This is a genomic window from Flavobacterium sp. FlaQc-48 (genome assembly GCF_044007335.1).
GTDB lineage: Bacteria > Bacteroidota > Bacteroidia > Flavobacteriales > Flavobacteriaceae > Flavobacterium.
The window spans coordinates 48,241-65,683 of sequence record NZ_JBIPCR010000001.1; the positions used below are offsets into that span (position 1 = coordinate 48,241).

General features: G+C 34.8%; 11 protein-coding genes. 6 read left to right on the plus strand and 5 right to left on the minus strand.

Annotated features, from left to right (window positions below; translation table 11 throughout):
* Positions 1–80: 80 nt before the first annotated feature.
* Complete coding sequence (locus tag ACHRWY_RS00200) at positions 81–950, minus strand: helix-turn-helix transcriptional regulator (RefSeq protein ID WP_395351348.1); 870 nt, start codon at positions 948–950, stop codon at positions 81–83.
* Between the two features lie 464 nt (positions 951–1,414).
* Here ACHRWY_RS00200 and ACHRWY_RS00205 point away from each other — a divergent pair, with 464 nt between their 5' ends.
* The 3 genes from ACHRWY_RS00205 (at position 1,415) to hxpB (ending at position 4,742) form a co-directional block, all read left to right on the plus strand.
* Entirely contained in the window at positions 1,415–2,227 is an 813-nt protein-coding gene (locus tag ACHRWY_RS00205; RefSeq protein ID WP_395351350.1) for a helix-turn-helix domain-containing protein, read from the plus strand.
* A gap of 96 nt (positions 2,228–2,323) precedes the next feature.
* On the plus strand, positions 2,324–3,985 hold the full coding sequence (locus ACHRWY_RS00210; protein WP_395351352.1) for a serine hydrolase domain-containing protein: 1,662 nt from the start codon (positions 2,324–2,326) through the stop codon (positions 3,983–3,985).
* Positions 3,986–4,097: 112 nt separating this feature from the next.
* Positions 4,098–4,742, plus strand: a complete 645-nt coding sequence (gene hxpB, locus ACHRWY_RS00215) for a hexitol phosphatase HxpB (protein ID WP_395351354.1) — start codon at positions 4,098–4,100, stop codon at positions 4,740–4,742.
* 100 nt (positions 4,743–4,842) lie between these two features.
* Here the strand turns inward: hxpB and ACHRWY_RS00220 are convergent, their stop codons facing one another.
* The 4 genes from ACHRWY_RS00220 to ACHRWY_RS00235 form a co-directional block, all read right to left on the minus strand.
* Positions 4,843–8,058 (minus strand): TonB-dependent receptor domain-containing protein, encoded by a 3,216-nt coding sequence (locus ACHRWY_RS00220; RefSeq protein WP_395351356.1) that lies wholly within the window; start codon positions 8,056–8,058, stop codon positions 4,843–4,845.
* A gap of 453 nt (positions 8,059–8,511) precedes the next feature.
* Positions 8,512–9,879: an ATP-binding protein gene (locus tag ACHRWY_RS00225; protein ID WP_395351358.1), complete on the minus strand. Its 1,368-nt coding sequence runs from the start codon at positions 9,877–9,879 to the stop codon at positions 8,512–8,514.
* Positions 9,869–10,561, minus strand: coding sequence for a response regulator transcription factor (locus ACHRWY_RS00230; protein WP_395351360.1), 693 nt, complete (start codon positions 10,559–10,561; stop codon positions 9,869–9,871). Before ACHRWY_RS00230 ends, ACHRWY_RS00225 begins: the two co-directional genes overlap by 11 nt.
* A 34-nt stretch (positions 10,562–10,595) precedes the next feature.
* Positions 10,596–11,513 (minus strand): bestrophin family protein, encoded by a 918-nt coding sequence (locus ACHRWY_RS00235; protein WP_395351362.1) that lies wholly within the window; start codon positions 11,511–11,513, stop codon positions 10,596–10,598.
* Positions 11,514–12,005: 492 nt separating this feature from the next.
* Between ACHRWY_RS00235 and ACHRWY_RS00240 the strand changes: the two genes are divergently transcribed.
* From ACHRWY_RS00240 to ACHRWY_RS00250, 3 genes are all read left to right on the plus strand, one after another.
* Positions 12,006–12,548, plus strand: coding sequence for an RNA polymerase sigma factor (locus ACHRWY_RS00240; RefSeq protein ID WP_395351363.1), 543 nt, complete (start codon positions 12,006–12,008; stop codon positions 12,546–12,548).
* A gap of 89 nt (positions 12,549–12,637) precedes the next feature.
* Complete coding sequence (locus ACHRWY_RS00245; protein ID WP_395351365.1) at positions 12,638–13,693, plus strand: FecR family protein; 1,056 nt, start codon at positions 12,638–12,640, stop codon at positions 13,691–13,693.
* A 161-nt stretch (positions 13,694–13,854) separates the two neighbouring features.
* Complete coding sequence (locus ACHRWY_RS00250; protein ID WP_395351367.1) at positions 13,855–17,427, plus strand: SusC/RagA family TonB-linked outer membrane protein; 3,573 nt, start codon at positions 13,855–13,857, stop codon at positions 17,425–17,427.
* The last annotated feature ends 16 nt before the right edge of the window (positions 17,428–17,443 follow it).

Sequence of the window (17,443 nt, forward strand, 5' to 3'; positions counted from 1 at the left end):
TTAATCCGTTGAAGCGGGAAAAAATTTCGGGAAGACAAGATTGCAGTTGTAATAAATACAAAAAGAAATAAAAGCTACGTTTAAGAAACAGTTCTTAAGTAGGAGATGATGTCCTGCTCTTTTTCAAGGGTTAGTTTCTTTTTTAAGCGGTACTTGTGAGTTCGTACGCTTTCCTGATTGATTCCAAGGAGATTTGTAATGTCATTGTTGCTCATATTCATCTTTATGTAGCAGCAATATTTTAAATCTTTAGAACTTAACGATGGATGTTTTTTGGCAAGCGTCAGTAGAAAATCAGGATTCGACTGCTCAAAATAAATTTTAAAATCATCCCAGAGTTTAGTGTCATTTGCAACATTTTTAATAGAGTTTACAATAGACATTAATTCGATGCGGGTAGAGTTGTCTACGTTTGGGTAAAGGTAAGAAATGCGTTCCTTGACTTTGCGCAATACTTCAACCTTCTGATCCAGTTCCATAACATAATGGCTTAGTTCGCGATTGGTATCAGTATCCCTTTTTTGAAATGCGGCCTCTGCAAATGATGATGTTGGTTTGTTTTTGGGTTCTGTTTTTTTTAGAAGAATGATGGATTGAATTCTGTAAATCAGAAAATCGGTATTATCGATATGGTTGTAGGGAAATGTAAAAACAATACAGTTTTTTGACCAGCACAAAGATTCGCATTCATAACTTCTGGTTAAACACAAAATAGGAATATCCCTTTTATTGGAATTAAAATCAGGATCATTTATTACAGGCTGGTTTCTTTTGAAACATAATATAATGAGATCAGGATTTAAGGATTTTGCGGTATGGTTTAAATCAATTGCTCTTGAGACTGACACTGTCGAAAAGCTGAAATCTGATATTGTAGACAAGATATTTAATACTTTGGTTAGTACCATAGTATCATCGCATCCAATCAGTATCGTTTTCTTTTCAAGCATTTTTTGGGGAGTTTTGCCTGGTTAGGTTGTTTTTTTAATCCGTCTTAAAAGTATATTTCTATTGATTATAAAATTAAAAAGATGTTACAGAATCGTTTTTTCCTGTCATGAAGTCAATTTTCACAGTCAGATGGATTGAAATGCATTTTTTATAAAATAAGAAGGTTTAGTTATTCGGTCAAAATAAAAAATAAGTCAAAAAAATGTAGAACAGATTCTTGCAGGCTTGTAAGGATAAATGGCTTTATTTATGTGGTATGTAAATTTATAAAATAGATCTTATATAACGAATAGTATCATTCAATTTTTGAGTATATTCTTATTGATTGAGGTGTTTTTTGGGAAAGAAAATGAATTGGCTGATTCTTTTGTAATTTGGAGAAAATCATTTTATATTTATCCTATTGATTTTCAAAAAACAAACGAATCTTTTGTTGTTGTTGTAAAATCCTATCCAAATACGTATGAAGCATTCACAAAAAGGAGAGTTTTACGGTGAAACAAACAAAACGATTTGTTTTGATGGCATTACCTTGACAGATACTGTTTATACACATCCTAAAGTAGACTGGCATTATCATGAACATGCTTATTTTACTTTTATTCTTGAGGGAAATGTGATTGAGGGAAATAAAAAAGAAGTTTACAATTGCACTCCCGGAAGTTTATTGTTTCATAACTGGCAGGAAGCACATTATAACATTAAACCGGATGGATTTACAAGAGGTTTTCATCTTGAAGTAGAGCAACAATGGTTTGATCATCTGGATTTAAATAGCGACAGTTTAGAAGGCAGTACAAAAATTGGTAATCCGGATATTAAACTCCTGATGTATAAGATTTTCAGGGCTTCTAAAGTTGATGATAACAATTCTGATCTGTCTGCACAAACTTTATTATTAGAGATATTATCTAAGTTAACGAATAATAATCCGGGTATTTTGCCTAAAAAACCAAAATGGGTTAACCTGATTGATGAAATTCTCCATGAACAATTTGCCGATACGTTAACATTAGAGTATCTATCACAAATACTGGATATTCATCCGATACATCTTTCACGTGATTTTTCGAAATATTTTGATTGTAATCTTGGGGAGTATATTCGGAAATTAAAGGTAGAAAAAGCACTTTCTTTAATAGCGTCAAAAAATCAGTCTTTTACGGAAATAGCGTATCAATGCGGGTTTTCAGATCAAAGTCATTTCAATCGTTGCTTTAAAGAAATCAACGGTATAAATCCTTCTGAGCATAAAAAAATCCTTTTCCTTAAATAACGCAGATGTTAATTCTGTACAAGTTTTACAATTTCAGAGGGCTTAATTTTGTCTCTTTAAATCAATCAATCAATCAATCAATCAATCAATCAAATCATGAATCGAATTCTATTGTTAGTTATCTTACTTGTATGCCCTGCTGTAAATGCTCAAAATAATAATTTGTACCAGACCGATGCTGTTACCAGTGATCTTCAAAAATCACATAACGGCAAAGTAACTTTCATGAATGGAAATATTCCGTTAGCGCAATATAAAAGCTCGGATATGTTGCAATCATTTGAGTTAAAATACAAATCAGATTTAAATATCAGGGTTTTTATGGATAATTCCGTTGCTAATTATCTGCATCAATTGGCTCCGGATGTATCGGCAGAAAAACTTTTGAAATTAGGAAATCTTCAGTTCTCTTTTTATGTTGACCATCAATTGATTTATAAAGAAAATATTCATTTTGAATGTAATTTCGGATCGGGCGGTAATAAAAATACTTCCATTACTTTCAGGGTGCCGCTTACCAGCTCAAAAGGAGAAGACTGGTGGGCTATGTATATGTGGGACCGGTTTAAAAATAATGGAGGAGAAAAAGTATTGACTGAAGGCAAACATCAACTTAAAATAGAAATCAGACCGTATATTAAATTAGATGAAAAAAGTGAAGTTAAAACAGGAAATCTAATTGCCGCAGGTCAGGTGCAATTGATTATTAAAAAACCTCAATTAACAGCAAAAGAAATTGGGGTCCAAAAAATACAACCCGATAGTGGCTGGGAAATTTCGGCTTTGCCTTTTGATAAAAAGAAAATAGAACAGCTTAATACGGCTATTGGCAATTATGATTTAAAAGAAATTACAAGTGTAGTGGTAATTCGTGAAGGCCAATTAATGCTTGAAGAATATTTTAATGATGCTGATAGAAAAACGTTACATGATACACGTTCTGCAGGAAAATCATTTGCTTCGACGCTGATGGGAATGGCGATACAGGATGGCTATATTAAAAGTGAAAATGAGACCTTAAGCAAGTTTTATGATTTAAAGCAATTTGCCCATTATGAAGTCAAAAAAGACAGTGTAAAAATAAAAGATCTGCTTACTATGAGTTCAGCCTTTGACGGATCTGATAGGGATGGTGATTCAGCCGGAAATGAAGATAATATGTATCCAACAGCTAACTGGGTTAAATTTGCCCTGGATTTACCTATGGATAAGAAAAAAGTCAACGGAGGCCAGTGGGATTATTTTACGGCTGGAGTTGTAGTATTAGGCGATATTATGGATAAATCTGTTCCGGGAGGATTAGAGAAATATGCAGCCGAAAAACTCTTTAAACCTTTAAATATCACACAATATCAATGGCAATACACTCCACAAAAAGTTGCTAACACTGCCGGAAGTTTAGCAATGACTTCGCTGGAATACGCAAAATACGCGCAATTGTATAAAAACAACGGTATCTGGAACGGAAAACAAATAGTGGTTACGGATTGGGTAGGTAAAACTTTCACAAAACAAATTCAGATTCCGGAAAGAGACAATCAATTTTACGGTTATTTGTTTTGGAATAAAACTTTTGCTTTTGAGGACAAGAATTATGAAGCCTTTTATTGTGCAGGAAATGGAGGCAATCAATTTGTGGTTTTCAAAGAACTTCCAATTGTTGTGATCATTACTTCAAAAGCGTACAACAAACCTTACGGACATGCTCAGGCTGATAAAATAGTACAGGATTATATTTTGCCATCGATATTACAATAATAAGTGCCCTTAAAAATAGCTGTAATTGTATCTGTTGAATGGGTGAATACTAAAAGTTAAATATTTAGTTTTGCAACTCACTCAATACAGTAACCCCGAATTAAAGTACTTTATGAAAGCAGTTATTTTTGACATGGACGGTGTAATAATTGATTCAGAACATTTTTGGCAAAGGGCTGAATTTGAAGTTTTTTCATCACTTGGTGTCATTCTGGATTCAGAATTCACTAATTTGACCAAAACAATGACCACCACAGAGGTAACGAAGTTTTGGTATGAAAAGTTTCCCTGGGAAGGCAAAAGCATGGAAGAGGCTGAAGAAATGGTCGTATCAAGAGTAATGGAGTTAATAGAGCAGGTGGGAAGTGAAATAAGCGGCATTGAATCCTTTATAAAAAAGCTGAAATCAAATGGTTTTAAAATTGGTTTAGCCACAAACTCGCCTTATAAAATAATACCGGTAGTTTTGAAAAAAGCGGGTATAGCAGAGTACTTTGACAGTATATTTTCGGCGGAATTTGTCGAATTGGGTAAACCTGATCCTGCTATTTACGTAATGACATCAAAAAAGCTGGGTATCCATCCTGAAAATTGTATTGTGATTGAGGATTCTTATTCAGGAATGCTGGCTGCAAAAAAGGCGGGGATGAAGGTTGTGGCCTTTACCAATGGAAATCAGGATGTAAATGTAAGTTTAGCCGATTATAAAATAGAAAGTTTTCTAAAAGAGGAATTAGAGGTTCCTTTTATTATGTAATATAAAAAAATGGAATTTAATACGAGCTTGTATAAAAAGAAGTTCCCCAGTTTCATAAGGTTTGAAACTGGGGAACAAATAAAAAAATAAAACACAGTCTTTAGAACGAATACCTAACACCAAGCTGTCCCTGGAATCTTGAGGCTAATTGATCTATAGTATATGGTGTTGACGCAGGTTTCTGGAAGGTATAGGTTGGGTCGCCAGTAGCAACTCCTCCAATGTTTCCTGATTTTGTTAACCCAAGATTTGCCGTCGAATTGTATGTATTTGGAACAAAATAACTTCTTCCCCAATCTTTATTGATAAGGTTTCCGATATTGGCCATACTAAATGAAATCTGGAATGTTCCTACTTTTGAAACTTTGATTTCATCCATTAATTTCAAATCTGCCTGAATGTTCCATGGTGTAGTATCACCGTTTCTTTGCGTGAATGTTCCTCTTCTGCTTTTTAGATAATCATTTCCATTAATAAAAGCTTCGTAATCTGCCACTTGTTGTGCTGCTGTAGCAGATGGAACCCCGGCTGAATTTACTCCAATATATTTTGCTGCTTCTGTTGCATCTTTAAAAATATAAGCCAATCCTGCTGCTTGTCCTGTTCCTGCAATCGTTGAGTTTACAAATCCCCATGAAAACGGATTTCCTGATTGTGCATTAAAATACACATTAGCAGATAAAGTATTGTTATCAGCTACTTTTACTGCATATCCTACATTAGAAACAATTCTGTGCTTGATATTAAAGTTAGAAGTCGCCAATTGAGGATCATTAGGAGTCAGGGACTGGTTCATCTGGAAGTTACTTTCCATCGAGTTACGAATTCCGTTTGTAACGTCTCTTGAATCTCCATATGTATAGGCCACCATAAAGTTAAGACCAAAATCATACGTTTTTGAGATCATCTCTGTAATACTGTAACGGTATCCTTTGTTTGTATTTGAAAGCAAATAAGCATTTGAGAAAGCCGAGTTGATATTAGCGGCGTAAATTGGCATTTGGTGATTGGTGTCATAAGAGAAATAAGTAGGGTTATCTGTCTTATTTACTTGTTGAAATTCAAGATCACGAATTACTTTTGTATAAATACCTTCAGTTGTAAATTTATAGCCATCGATGATTTTATCAAAAGCAAGAGAGTTTCTTAAAACAGCCGGCATTTTGAATTTATTATCAATTAAATCGGCCTGTACTTTTGGGGTTGCATCATGATATCCGTTTAATCCGTTAGTTGCTAATGGATCTCCGGCAGCTGCAACCTGGGCAGGAGTAAGGTTGTTTTTATCGTAACTTCCGTAACCTACACCATCATTATAGTAAGCATACCCTAACCATGCAAACGGAATTCTTCCTGTAAATACTCCGGATCCCCCTCTAATTACAAATGTTTTATCTTCGTCTACATTATACGTAAACCCTACTCTTGGAGAAACTAATGCTGTACTAAAAAAGTTGTTTTTTATTTGGTTTAATGGCGTATAACTATACGTTGTGCCATAATTAGGATCAGCTGGAGAATTTTGTACTTGTGAACTTAAATTTGGCTTGGTTGGCAAGTCAGTATAATCAACTCTCACACCAGGAGTCACTTTTAATTTATTGCCAATTCTAATCTCATCCTGTACATAAAAACTATATAGGTTTATTTTGAATTTAGCGTATGGATCATTAAAAATCTGATCTCTTGTTGAGCCATCAAAAGGATACGTTCCACGAACACGAGTAGGCAGTTTATTGTAGAAATCTGCCAGGGATTTGTATGAAACCCTTCCGTTAAGCGCATTTACAAATCCGTAATTGATATCGTAGAATTCGTTGTGTGTACCAAACAATAAAGTATGGTTTCCTGTTTTATACGTAAGGTTGTCTGTGATCTCAGCTGTGTTTTGTTTCATATTAAAAACAGTAGCTTCACGATCATTTCCTAAGAAAATAGTTCCCCCGTTATAACCAATTTCTGTCTGAGGAAACATGGTATTAGCTGATTTTGGATCCCGGTAATCTTTAATAGCCGAATAACTTGCAATGAAGGAGTTCGACCACTGACTGTTGAAATGGCTCTTTAATTCTAAAACCGTACTAACGGATTGGTTTTTTTGCGTAAAATCCATACTTGAAAACCTGAAATTTGCCGCATCGCGCTCTAAGTTCGAAGCCTGAGAAATTACAGTATTGTTTCTTAAGGAAAGAGAGTGTTTGTCGTTAATTTTCCAGTCTAATTTGTTGAAGAATTTTTGGCTTTTTGCAAAGTTGTTGTAAGCGCCATAACTTCCCGGATCAAATCCGTAGTTTGTTTTTACGAAATTTGTAATTTGTTCTGCTGTAGCGTTATCAACCAATGATGTTAATTTTCCGTCTGAATTGGTTTGTCCGGCATTGTAGAACAAAGGATCTGTTCTTTCTGCATATTCCATATTCGTAAAGAAGAATAATTTATCTTTTATAATGGGCAAACCTAATCTGAAACCAATTTGATAATCCCCAAAAGATTTTGGCATTTTAGAACCATCACCTGCATTATTAGGACCCGTGATAGCAGCACTTCTGCCATAACTGTAAATCGATCCGGTCACTTCATTTGTACCGCTGCGGGTAACGGCATTTACACTTCCTCCTAAAAAATTTCCTAATTTAATATCATAGGGAGCAATGTAAACCTGAATATCCTGTATTGCATCTAAACTGATTGAGTTAGAACGTGTGCTGCTTCCAGGCATACCTGAAGTTCCGGATTGTCCGCCTAAGGAAGGGCTGAAACCAATCGCATCATTATTGATAGAACCATCTATAGTAACGTTGTTGTATCTAAAGTTGGTACCGGCAAAAGAGTTGTTTGAACTTTGCGGAACCAGTTTGGTAACATCCTGAATTCCTCTGTTGATTAACGGTAAACCATTAATTTTTTTCTCATTAATACTTGTTCCGTTATTTTTAGAAGAAGGTTTAGAATTTGTAATCACAACTTCTTCTAATACATTGTCATCTGCTTTGCCAACTACAATAGTAGGTAAATCGTTATCACCCAATGTTAAATTTATTTGTGTGTTGGAGTAATCTTTGGTGCCTGCACTTTTAATTTCTAATTCGTAAGGACCACCGGCATTTAAATTTTCGAAACTAAATCGACCTTGTTTATCCGTTACAGCTCTGTAAACGGAGTTGGTAGGTAAATGTGTTAAGGTAACCTCAGCTCCGGTAAGAGGGTTTGTACCATCATTAACCTTTGCAGATAAAGATGAGGTTGTAATTTGAGCAAAAATGTTCCCCATAACAAGAAGCATGAATGCCGAAAAAAAGAGTTTTAGTTTTGTCATGTTGTTTTTAGTTTTTATTTGACAAAGAAACTCTGTTTGTTTCGATCAGATTTAACGCTTTTGTTAACTTAAAATGATAAAACGATGTATTGTTAACTTAAAATTACCAACGTGTTATTTTTGTAAAAACCTTTTAGCGCTTTAAAATCAACTACTTGTGTAAAAAGCTAAAAATAAGTAGATTAAAGTTGTATTTAAAGTAGATTAGAAAAAGATTAGAGTGTTAAGCAAATGTTACCGATTGCAAAAACTGATAACCTTAAGGATTACTATTTTAATGTAAAAAGAGGATTATTCAGGGCGTTGAGTGTAATTTGTAAAAGAATATTTATTGAGATATGATTGTATCCTTGGTTGTTAAATGTTGATAGTACTTTGAATTAAAATTTGTTAGCGTGCCATAGGTACATAACAAAACGTTAGCCTCGTTCGACAATGATGATGGCGGTTACTTTAGGGAAACACCAAAGAAAACGAAGTGCCTTTCCCTAATTCAGAATCGACTATTAAATTAATATCATGAAGTTTGAGAATTTGTGTAGTGATAAAAAGTCCCAGTCCTTGTCCCTGGATATGGCGTGTATGATCGCTTCTGAAAAAGAGATCGAAAATAGATTTCTGATCATCTTCTGAAATTCCGGGACCCTGATCTACAATTTTGATGATGAGTTTATTTTCGTTTGAAAGTGCAAAAATGGTAACTGGCGCAGAAGATGAAAATTTTATGGCGTTATCCAGAATATTATACAAGGCAATAAAAAGCATGTGTTTATTAGCCTGAACACAAAGTAAATCTTCCTGATCTGCAATGGCATTTAAATTGAATGAAACTTTAGCTTCCGGATACTCAATTGCTTTCTTTTCGAGCACATTCCATAATATCTCATCGATTCTGACCTTTTCCATTTGTTGAGGCTCTGAAAGTTCGAGTCCGGATAAAACCAAAAGGCCTTCGAGAGTCGCTTTAAGGTGTAAAGTATCTTTGCGGAGCGATTTTAATATTTCTTCATATTGCTGGTTCGTTCTGGGTTGCTGCAACGATACATCAATATCACCAATAATAATGGTAAGGGGTGTTTTTAATTCGTGCGAGGCATTCTTCAAAAAGTTATTCTGAATCATGATACCGCTTTCCAATCTTTCCAGAAGATAATTAAAGGTGGTTACCAGTTCTTTAATTTCGTCTTTGTCACTGGTCTGCGGAACATCTAACCGGGAATGCAGATTTTCGGTTGTTATGGTATTTACTTTTGCAATAACTTCTGTAAAAGGACGAAAAGTTTGTTTCGCCAAAAATGTTCCCAGAAGGTAGTTTAAAGGAATCCCTGCCAGATAAAACAGGATAAACATAAAACCAAGAATTTCAAGTTGTCGATTCCCGGTACGGTCAATCCCCGAAACGACAATGATAAAATCACCCTGATTGTCTTTATAAAATAAGCCTACAAACTGTCTGCCGTCTCTTGTAAAGGTTAACAGCTTTTCTTTTGTAATCGTTTTTAGGTCTTTATCACTTAAATCAAAATCGATATTGTCCCTGACATAAAGTTTATTTGTTTTAGCATCATAAACCCGAATTGATTCATTGTTGATTCGTTTGTACTGAAGTTCAATTTGTTTATAGCGCTCGCTGTTGAGCTCTTTTATTTCGTCTTTTTCAAAATAAAAAAGCGCGGTGGTCATCGCATGATCTTCCAGATTATCAAAATAAAGATCCTTCATGTGGCTCCTAAACAATAGAAAAGATCCCGCCATCAGTAATCCTACTATAAAAGCAAAAAGCAAAGTAGAATTAATCGCTAACTTATTTTTAAGGTTCATAACTCTTTTGTTTGAGCATATATCCGGTTCCTTTTATAGTATGGATGAGTGGAGTAGGGAAGTTCTTGTCTATTTTATTGCGCAAATAATTAATATAGACGTCAACTGTATTTGATGTCGTATCAAAATCAATATTCCAGACCGCCTGCGCAATTGCAATTCGGGATAAGGCTTTCTCACGGTTTTTCATAAAAAAGATTAAAAGCTTTAGTTCTCTCGAAGACAGGTTCAGCTCTTTGCCATCTCTTGTAGCACTTTGTTCTTTCATATTAATTTCGACTCCCGCATAGGACTGGAAATCTAAAATTCCCGTACTGAATTCGGCACGACGCAGCTGGGCATTTATTCTGGCCAGTAATTCTTCAAACAAAAAAGGCTTGGCGAGATAATCGTCGGCTCCGGCTTGTAAACCTTTTACTTTTTCCTGTGGTGTATCGAGTGCACTTAAAATAAGTATCGGAACGATTATTTTTCGGCTTCTTAGAACTTCGCAAACTTCAAATCCGGTAATATCCGGAAGCATGATGTCGAGAATAATAATGTTATACTCGTTTTCCATTACTTCTTTTATAGCTTCAAAACCTTTGGTAATCGTTTTGACTTCATATAGATGTTCCTCAAGTCCTCTCGTAATAAACGAAGCAACTCTTGGATCATCTTCAACTAATAATACTTTATTCATAACCGGATATAATAGGAATGTTTAATAGGATAAATTAAGTAATGCGATAGGTAGTCGCATTTTGTACGGGCGTTATTTTCTTACCGTTTAATTCTAACAGTGTATTTTCTATTATTTGCGACATTGTATCCAAGGCCAGATCGTTGGGCTGTAACCCAAAAGGATTTTCAAGTTCATCGGCAATGGCTTCGAGTGCGACAAAAGTATAGGCTATAAACACAATTATAAAAGGCGTAACCCAACCCATTGTTTCTACAAAACCAAAAGACAATAAAAAACAGTAAATATAAACCGTACGGTGCAACAATACACTATAGGTATACGGAATAGGAGTGCTGGCGATTCTTTCGCATCCGCCCACAATATCCGAGAGTTTATTCAGGTTTTCTTCAAAAGCCAGTTGTGTAACACTGTCTATTTTGTTTTCGGCTTTTACATTTTTTACCCAAATTCCTAACTCCCTTAACAGGATTACAGGTTTAAAATGTACTTCTTTGAGTTGCGCCACTAATTCTTCCGGCAGTAATCGCTTTAAATCGGTATCGGGATTCGTTTCCCTAAGCTGGTGTTTGAGGCTGTATACAAATGCAATCAATAAATTAATAAAGTTTTCACGTTTGGTTTCGTATGCGGGATCATTAATAAGGGTAATACTTTGTCTGGCAAGAGATCTGGTATCATTGAGTAATGCTCCCCAAAGTTTTCTGCCTTCCCAGAAACGATCATAACTCACGCTGTTTCTAAAACCAAGAAATATGGCAAGTGCTATCCCAAAGAGTGTAAAAATAGCGGGATTTATATGTAAATTATATTCAATTAAATAAGGTCTAAAATATACAACTGAAAAGGAAAACAGCAGCAATAACAAAAGTCTGGGAAGAAGTTGTGGTAAAACGGAGCTTTTCCATTCAAAGAGCATTTTAAACCAGGTATCCTTTTTCTTTATAATCATTGCTTCGTGATCAGATTTGTTGCTATAAAAGTAACTAAAAGTATAACCTCTCAGAAAAAAATCACAAAAAAATAGAAGGAACGAAATGTTAATTATCGTATCGGGTTTTGTACGATAAGAAATACAAAGTTTTATATTCAAAAAGGCTGTGTTTATAAGGGGGCAAACATTAGAATTTACATTAAAAAAACATAAGATTGATATAAGAAATGAACGTCTGGCGATTTATCATTTTTTTTTGTTAGGCAATTAGTACAAAAAAAACCGGGAATATTTCAGGCTTAGATTTTTAGAAAGATGATTGTTGTTAAAAGTGGTAGAATTAAAAATTAAACCTCTGATTATTGCTATAATTGTTAAAACAAGGGCATATTTTTTTGATATTCTGCAAATATGGATAAAGATTGAAATAATTTTTAAAAATAAATTGACAGATACGGAAATTATTTAGATTTGCATAAAACACCTTTTATAGTGGGTTTTGTTTTCAAAATGGAAAATAAAAAAAGCGATATCATTCTGTGGAATCAAATTAAGAAAGGAGATGCTGAAGCTTATCATACATTATATGATCGTTATGCAGATGTGCTTTTTAGTTTTGGAATGCAGTATACAAATGATGACGCTTTGGTGCAGGACGCCATCCATGATATTTTTGTAGAATTACACCGCTATCGCAAAACCATTGCAGCAGAAGTAATCATAAAATCGTACTTGTTCAGGGCGCTTCAGAATGATATTTTCAAAAAACTAAAATCCCAGACTAAAATAGTTCGCCTTGATGCGGTTTCAGATCATAACTATAAAACCGGATCAACAGAAGATGATCTGATTGATAGTGAGACTATTTTTACCAAACATGCTAATTTAGCTTTAGCCCTTACTTCATTATCTAAAAAACAACGTTACGCTTTACAGCTTCGGTTTAGTGAAGATCAGTCTTATGAAGAAATTTCTTCCAGTTTAGAAATTAGCCTTGAATCTTGCAGGACCTTAATTTACAGGGCTTTGAAGGAACTTAGAAAGAAACTTTAAAAAAACTTTAAAAAAAGATTAAATTTTTTGTCTATGTTTTTGCCTTTAGGTTCTCTTAGTACTATAGAGAATCTAAAAAGAAAAATATTTTGTACCCAAATTTCAAAATTTTATCAAAAGAAGCCAAAACAGATTTAAGAGCCAGACTTGAAAATAGTATCGCTTTTGAAAAACAACGTGCCAGAAGAAAAAGACTTCGCACACTTTCGTGGAGTGCTGCTGCTGTAGTATGTATTTTTTTCGGAATTAAAGTTGTTCTGAATAAGCAACAAGAAAAAGCAATTAGCCCGATAGAACAATTTGCCAGTTTATCTACTACCGGAACTGTTCTTGAAAAAAGCGGCGAGGTTAGATTGTTACTGGCTGGAAAAGAAACCATTACTGTTGCTGACAGCAGTACAATTGCCTATAATACAGCAGGAAGTAAAATACAGGTTAACGACAAACAAATTGATCAAAAAAGCTCCCCTGAACCACAATACAATACGGTTTTGGTTCCGTACGGAAAAAGAGCGCATTTGAGTTTGGCTGACGGAACATTGGTCTGGCTGAACTCGGGATCTAAATTAATTTATCCAACAGCTTTTAATACCAAAAACAGAGAAGTATTCCTGGAAGGCGAAGGTATTTTTGATGTTGCCCATAATGCAGCAAAACCATTTTTTGTAAAAGCGGCAAATAATTACAGCGTGCGTGTCCTGGGAACTTTATTTAATGTGAGTTGTTATGCGACAGATGCCAAAGTTTCTACTGCTTTATTACGGGGAAAAGTAAGAGTGGCATATGCTAAAAAAGGCTTTTTTGCCGGAGATAGCATTCAAACAGATCTTAAACCGGGAATGATTGCAGCTTTAGACAAAAAGAGCCAAACCATTAAAACAACAGTTCAGGATGTTGAGCCTTTATTTTCCTGGAGAAAAGGATATTATGAGTTTTCGCAGGAAAAACTTTCATTGGTTTTAGAAAAGCTTACACGCTATTATAATGTGACTTTTGTATTAAACAGCGAAAAGAATGAACACGAGACGTATTCAGGAGCTTTCAAATTAAATGATGATCTGGACAAAGTTGTTAAAACATTAGAAGCAACAACTGGTTTTGAATTTGTTTATGAAGCTAAGACCAGAAAAATTACTATTAATTAATACCAATAAACTAAAAATTACGGAATGCCTATGAGGAGAAAAAACATGACAGAATAAACCAGGAAAACTAACCAAAAAAAAACCAAAAGATGCTCGAACATCTCTTGGCTTATGTAAAATTTTAATTGCAAATGCAATTATCGATAAACTAAAACAAAATTATGAATAAATATCATGATATAGGCTTTCTATTGCCTAAAAAAATCATCAACCTTACTTTTATTTTATTTATGAGAGTATTTATTTTAGTTCTCTACCTAGGCTTAACCAGTATCTACGCAAATGTTGCCAAAGCACAAAATGAAATCTCCGTGAGAGTTCAGGGTGCTTCGCTGCAAACGCTTTTTAATGCGATTCAGCAAAAAAGTGACTATGTGTTTTTTTACAATGATGATTTGCTTTCAGCGACAAAAAAAGTAAACGTTAATCAATATGGAACGGTAGAGGAAATCTTAAATACGGCCTTAGTCAATACAGGACTAACCTATAGCATTATAGACAAACAGGTGGTAATCAGAAAGGTTAAAAAGCTGCAGCAGGAACAATATGATATTACGGGAATTGTGACAGATAAAAACGGAAATCCATTAGTTGGCGTAAACGTTTTATTAACCAGTAATAAAAGTAATTGGGATATAACACGCGAAAAAGGAGATTTCAGAATGCGCGTAACCGCAAATGATTCACTTCGTTTTGATTATTTAGGTTATGAATCGAGAACAATTGCAATAAAAAGCCAAAAATTCTTAAAGGTTGTATTAACCCAGGATGTAATGGAATTAACAGGAGTAGCAGTAGTAGCTTCAAACGGTTATACGGATATTCCTAAAGAAAGAGTAACGGGCTCGTTTGAAGTTATGGGGGCCAAAGAACTGGCAGAAGTTCCTACTGTAGATATTGCCTCACGACTGGAAGGAAAAATGGCAGGAGTAAAAGTAGACCCCAGAACAGGCTCTATTTCTGTAAGGGGAACCAATAATTATAGTGGCACAGGTAGTCCGTTAATTGTTATTGATGGTTTTCCGCAGTCTGACAACGATTTTAAATTTAGCAGAAGAAGTGTACCCGGATCTTCAATTCTAAGTTATCTTAATCCGGACGATGTAGAAAGTATAACGGTTTTAAAAGATGCAGCAGCAGCCTCTATCTGGGGATCCCGTGCTGCCAATGGCGTAATTGTAGTGACTACAAAAAAAGGTAAAAAAGCAGATCCAACCATCAACTTTAGCACTACGACTACAATAGGAGAGAGAATGGATTTAGGCAAACTTCGCGTCATGAATTCCTCTCAATATATTGATTATGAAAAAGATTTAGTTACTGGTGGATTTATCGTCGATAATATTAAAAACACTATCGATTCCGGTGCTGCTAAAAATCCTAGTGCCGCTCAGGAAATTATGTTCCAACAACAAAGAGGAACAATTTCCATGGCACAAAGAGATCAGTTATTAGCACAGTTGGGACAAAATAATAATCTGGATCAGATTAACAGATACCTATTAAGAAATTCAGCCACTACACAATACGATTTATCTGTTACAGGGGGTAATGATAAAAGCACCTACTATTTGTCCTTAGGATACAATAAGGATGACGCCGCGTTTAGAGGAAACGAATCAAAATCGTACAATATCACTTTAAACAATTCTTTTCAGCTTAAAAGCTTTCTGAAATTAAATACAGGCATGAATTATGTTTCCAGTACTTTTCAGGAAAACAATACCGTTAATGAAGCATTATCGAATGTGTCAAGTACTGCGTTACGACCTTATGATATGCTTGCAGATGCAAACGGAAATGGTATCGATCGTTATATTATTTTTAGACCTGAAGTGGCTCAGGGATTCGAGAAAAAAGGATATTTGCCGTGGACTTACAATTATTTAGATCAGTTAAATTATTCGAATGTAATTACAAAAGGAGCAAATTTAAGATTGAATGCCAGCTTAACGGCTACAGTAAACAGCTGGTTAAATTTTGAAGCTTCGGGTATGTATACTTCTATAGGAAATAAAACCAGAACATTAAATGAAGCCGATAGTTATTTCTCCAGAAATATGATCAATGAAGCTACTTCTGTAAGTACTGCCGGTAAATTGGTTTATGGTGTTCCGACAGGAGCTTACTTAAGTAATACGATAGCTTCTAATGAGTCGCAAAGTATGCGTTTTCAAATGAATATCAACAAAAATTTCAACGAAAACAATGGTCTTCATTTTTTAGCCGGTTCAGAAATCAGAGAAGAACGAAGAGAATCATCAGGCCAGAGATATTTTGGTTATAATACGGATACAAACTCGTCCCAATCTGTAAATCCTACCACGTATTATACTACCATTTATGGATGGCAGACTTTTATAGGAACTTCTGATAACAGTATTAGTAAATACAGGGACCGTTATTTATCCTATTACGGATTAGGTTCTTATGACTACATGAACAGGTATCATGTGTCCGGAAGTGTACGTTTTGATGATTACAATTTATTAGGAGCTTCCAGAAAAAACCGTGCCTTACCGCTATGGTCTGTAGGGGGCAAATGGGATATTAATAAAGAGTTTTTCTTAAGAGACGTTAGCTGGTTGAATAATTTATCGGCCAGGATGACTTACGGTAAAGCAGGAAGTGCTCCTTCTGGCGGTTTTGGAAGTCAAAATGCTATTATTAGTGTTGGAACAGTTGATTTTAATACACAATTACCAATTGCTTCTATTTCGTTACCGCAAAATCCTGATATCAAATGGGAAACAACAGCAACGCTTAACTATGGTTTGGATTATGCCCTTTTTAATAATCGCTTATACGGAAGTGTTGATTTTTATTATAAAAAATCTAAAGATATATTAGCAAGTGTTCCCTACAACCCAACGTATGGCTGGTCTTATCTAAACTACAATACAGCTTCACTTAAAGGACATGGTGTTGATCTTAGTATTGGCGGACTGATTGTAAACAAAGCTTTTAAATGGAATACTAATTTCAATTTTTCATATAATACCAATGAGGTTACAGACACCCGTTATAATCTTACAACGACAAATCAATATTTGGCAGGATCACCAATGTTAGGTCATTCTATCGGTTACGTTTATGCTTACAAATGGGCTGGTTTAGATGCTACAGGTCAATCGACTGTGGGTAAAAAAGATGGTACTATTGTCAATTCATCTCAAGGTATTGCTACGATTGCTCCCGAGGACCTAAAATATATGGGAACTAGTGTTGCACCTTATTTTGGAGGGTTCATGAATAGTTTCTCTTATAGTAATTTTACGTTAGGTGTTCAGGTGAGTTATTATATGGGCAGCGTTTTTAGAAATCCTGTATTGCAAAATTATCCTACTTATGTAGGTGTGCAAAGTGGTGCTGTTGCAAAAGATGAACTGATCGCTGATCGTTGGCGGGTAGCAGGAGACGAAACTACTACAAATGTTCCCGGCTTAAGTAACATTAGTTATAATAGTGTGAATCGTTTTCAGATGGCAGACATTAATGTATTGCCGGCAGATAACATTCGATTGCAACAAATTTCTTTGGGCTACAGCGTTCCGTCAAAATTTTTAGACAGAACATTTATAAAGTCTTTGAGTTTCAATTTTGCAGCGAGAAATTTAGGGTTATTATGGGTTAAGAATGATTTAGGTATTGATCCGCAATACTTGTCGAGCAACAACTATAATACACTTGCCCCTCAGCGCAATTATACTTTACAATTTAATTGTAGTTTTTAATTTTAAAAAACATACT

What these genes read in the sequence shown, in the direction of transcription:
- ACHRWY_RS00200 (WP_395351348.1), bottom strand. Translation starts at nt 950, where the DNA reads ATGCTTGAAAAGAAAACGATACTGATTGGATGCGATGATACTATGGTA.
- ACHRWY_RS00205 (WP_395351350.1), top strand. Translation starts at nt 1,415, where the DNA reads ATGAAGCATTCACAAAAAGGAGAGTTTTACGGTGAAACAAACAAAACG.
- ACHRWY_RS00210 (WP_395351352.1), top strand. Translation starts at nt 2,324, where the DNA reads ATGAATCGAATTCTATTGTTAGTTATCTTACTTGTATGCCCTGCTGTA.
- hxpB (WP_395351354.1), top strand. Translation starts at nt 4,098, where the DNA reads ATGAAAGCAGTTATTTTTGACATGGACGGTGTAATAATTGATTCAGAA.
- ACHRWY_RS00220 (WP_395351356.1), bottom strand. Translation starts at nt 8,058, where the DNA reads ATGACAAAACTAAAACTCTTTTTTTCGGCATTCATGCTTCTTGTTATG.
- ACHRWY_RS00225 (WP_395351358.1), bottom strand. Translation starts at nt 9,879, where the DNA reads ATGAACCTTAAAAATAAGTTAGCGATTAATTCTACTTTGCTTTTTGCT.
- ACHRWY_RS00230 (WP_395351360.1), bottom strand. Translation starts at nt 10,561, where the DNA reads ATGAATAAAGTATTATTAGTTGAAGATGATCCAAGAGTTGCTTCGTTT.
- ACHRWY_RS00235 (WP_395351362.1), bottom strand. Translation starts at nt 11,513, where the DNA reads ATGATTATAAAGAAAAAGGATACCTGGTTTAAAATGCTCTTTGAATGG.
- ACHRWY_RS00240 (WP_395351363.1), top strand. Translation starts at nt 12,006, where the DNA reads ATGGAAAATAAAAAAAGCGATATCATTCTGTGGAATCAAATTAAGAAA.
- ACHRWY_RS00250 (WP_395351367.1), top strand. Translation starts at nt 13,855, where the DNA reads ATGAATAAATATCATGATATAGGCTTTCTATTGCCTAAAAAAATCATC.